Origin of the sequence: Reyranella sp., assembly GCF_050185545.1 — a bacterium.
Taxonomy (GTDB): domain Bacteria; phylum Pseudomonadota; class Alphaproteobacteria; order Reyranellales; family Reyranellaceae; genus Reyranella.
In genome coordinates this window covers 1-3,211 of the sequence record NZ_JBFWZI010000352.1, presented here as the reverse complement: position 1 = coordinate 3,211, position 3,211 = coordinate 1, and the positions used below count along the sequence as shown (strand labels likewise).

Annotated in this window: 2 protein-coding genes; both read right to left on the bottom strand. The window is 70.7% G+C overall.

From position 1 onward, the window contains the following. Positions 1 to 1,114: glutamate 5-kinase (gene proB, locus AB7O82_RS37900; RefSeq protein WP_428552676.1), on the bottom strand; the 1,114-nt coding region annotated here is incomplete at its 3' end. A 271-nt stretch (positions 1,115 to 1,385) separates the two neighbouring features. Beyond that, complete coding sequence (gene obgE, locus AB7O82_RS37895; protein ID WP_428621914.1) at positions 1,386 to 2,399, bottom strand: GTPase ObgE; 1,014 nt, start codon at positions 2,397 to 2,399, stop codon at positions 1,386 to 1,388. Positions 2,400 to 3,211 lie beyond the last annotated feature (812 nt).

Genomic DNA, 3,211 nt, shown 5'->3' with positions numbered 1-3,211 from the left:
ACTCAACGACCAGATCGTCACGATGGACCATCTCGTCGCGGCCGCGGAAGCCCAGGAGCTGCTCGATCTCGGCGCTTTTTCGGCCGGCGATGCGGCGGGCGTCGTCGGCGGCGTAGGCGACCAGGCCGCGCGCCAGCACGCGGCCGGCGCGGTCCTTGACGTCGACCACGTCGCCGCGGCGGAAATCGCCGTCGATCGCCGTCACGCCGGCCGGCAGCAGGCTCTTGCCCGAGGACAGCGCGCGCACCGCGCCGTCGTCGACCGTGAGCGTGCCCGCCGTCTTGAGCGAGCCCTTGATCCACTTCTTGCGCGCCGACAGCGGCGAAGCCTCCGGCACGAACCAGGTGCAGCGCGCGTCGGGCATCGTCAGCCGGCCGAGCGCGCCGACCGGGCGGCCGTCGGCGATCGCCATCCGGCAGCCCGCCGCCATGGCGATGCGGCCGGCGATCAGCTTGGTGGCCATGCCGCCGTTCGACAGCTCCGACGCTGCCCCGCCCGCCATCGCCTCGAGGGCCGGCGTGATCTCGCGGATCTCGGGGATCAGCACCGCGTCGGGGTCGCTGCGCGGATCGCCGGTGTAGAAGCCGTCGATGTCGCTCAGCAGCACCAGGGTGTCGGCCGAGATCATCTCGGCAACGCGCGCACCGAGGCGATCGTTGTCGCCGAAGCGGATCTCGTCGGTCGCCACCGTGTCGTTCTCGTTGATCACCGGCACCGCCTTGAGCCCGAGCAGGGTCGCCATGGTCTGGCGGGCGTTGAGGTAGCGCCGCCGCGCCTCCGAATCGTCGAGGGTCAGCAGCACCTGGGCGACCGTGATGCCGTGCCGCGCCAGCGCCGCCTGGTAGGCGTGGGCCAAGCGGATTTGCCCCGTTGCCGCCGCCGCCTGGCTCTCCTCCAGCCTGAGCGCGCCGGTGGCCAGCCCGAGGCTCGCCCGGCCCAGCCGGATCGCGCCCGACGACACCAGCACGACCTCGCAGCCGCTCTTGTGGAAGTGTGCCACGTCGTCGGCCAGCGCCTCGAGCCAGTCGCGCCGCACCTCGCCCCTGGCCTCGTCGACCAGGATCGACGAGCCGATCTTGACGACCAGCCGGCGGGCGGTGGCGAGGGGACTCATGGCCTCTTGCGGACCGCGGGCGTCACGCCCGCTCAAGAGCAAGATCGGGCGAGACGCCCGCGGTCCGCATGACAAGTTCGGGCGAGACGCCCGCGGTCCGCAAGACATGAGCGGGCGGGACGCCCGCGGTCCGCATGACATGAGCGGGCGGGACGCCCGCGGTCCGCATGACATGAGCGGGCGGGACGCCCGCGGTCCGCATGACATGAGCGGGCGGGACGCCCGCGGTTCAAGGCATGACTCGCGCCGAGTCCGCGGGCTCCGGCGGCACTCACGCCGCGTCCTCGAGGGCATCGCGCTGGCGGTCGACCAGGCGGGCGAGCTCGTGCAGCAGCTCGGGGACGCCGCGGCCCGACACGCCTGAAATCACCCGCACCGTGCGCCGGCTCGCCTTGGCGAGCAGCGCGCGCTTGGTCTCGATATCCGCGTCGGTCATGGCGTCGGTCTTGTTGAGCGCCAGGATCTCCTTCTTGCGCGCGAGCGTGCCGCCGTAGGCCTTGAGCTCGGCCCGCACCGTGCGCCAGGCGCCGACCACGTCGTCCTGCGTGCCGTCCACCAGGTGCAGGAGCGCGCGGCAGCGCTCGACGTGGCCGAGGAAGCGGGTGCCCAGGCCTGCGCCTTCCGAGGCGCCCTCGATCAGGCCGGGGATGTCGGCCATCACGAACTCGCGGTCGCCGGCCTTCACCACGCCCAGCCCGGGATGCAGCGTCGTGAACGGATAGTCGGCGATCTTGGGCCGGGCGTTGGAGACGGCGGCGAGGAAGGTCGACTTGCCGGCGTTGGGCAGGCCGACCAGGCCGACATCGGCGATCAGCTTCAGGCGCAGCCAGACCCAGCGATCCTCGCCCGGCCAGCCCTTGTCGGCGCGGCGCGGCGCGCGGTTGGTCGAGCTCTTGTAGTGCAGGTTGCCGTAACCGCCGTCGCCGCCCTTGCACAGCACGACCCTCTGGCCGACCTCGGTGAGATCGACCAGCAGGGTCTCGTTGTCCTCGGCGAACACCTGGGTGCCGCGCGGCAGGCGCAGCACGACATCCTTGCCCTTGCCGCCGGTGCGCTGGCCGCCCATGCCGTGATGGCCGGTCTCGGCCTTGAAGTGCTGGGCGTAGCGGTAATCGATCAGCGTGTTCAGCCCGTCGACGCATTCCAGCACGACGTCGCCGCCCCTGCCGCCGTCGCCGCCATCCGGCCCGCCGAACTCGATGAACTTCTCGCGCCGGAACCCGACGCAGCCCGCCCCGCCATTGCCGGAGCGCACATAGATCTTGGCCTGGTCGAGGAACTTCATCGCACGGTCCTATTGAGGCTCCTTCGCAGCGGAGCTGCGATGGAGGTGACACGTCTCGGACCAGGGCTCTCCTCCTGAGAGGGTCTCGCCGGGGAAGCCTGGTCGAAGACGATCGAGTGCATCGCTCGCGCAGCCCCCGGAATAGAACGGCCCCGGATTCTTGCGTTCGCTGCGTTCGGTGCGTTCGGACCCTTTCGAATCAAGGGGTTGGCCGAACGCAAGCGACCGCTTGGCAGGGCCTCTTGCGTTCGGGGGCACCGTTTTGCGTTCGGGGTCAGGCAGGGGCGTGCCTGGATCGCGGCGCCGCCGCCCGCTTGGTGCAGTGGCGGTGCGGCTGCGGCGCCAATTCCTGGCGCAGAGGCGTCCGTGCCTTGTTGAATCGAGGGCCTGGCGCCGGCGCACGACGGGGGCGCCGCGCCAGCGTCCCATCGATTTGCTTCGGTGCTGGCCATCACAGTCTCGTCCCTTCGCTCTGCGTGCAGCTTCACCGCATGCGATATCACGACACTCCCCTGGCGGGCAGGGCGCCCAGCCGAACTGGTTCGCTCCTGCAGCCAGGACCCCTGTCCCTCATCGCTGGGAGCGCGCCACTCCGATGGCGCTCTTCCTGTTGATTACATATCCTATGAGCGCCATCGGTGAGCGGAGGTTACTCCGCCAGTAGTGGCGCGCTCCCGGCAAATGAAAAAGGGGGAACGGCGAGCCGTTCCCCCTGAAACTCCGTGCGTGCGGGAACGGCTATTCGGCGGCGATCGCCGCCGGCGGCACCACGTTCACCTCGACCTTGCCGCCCGAGCGGGTGCGGAACGCCA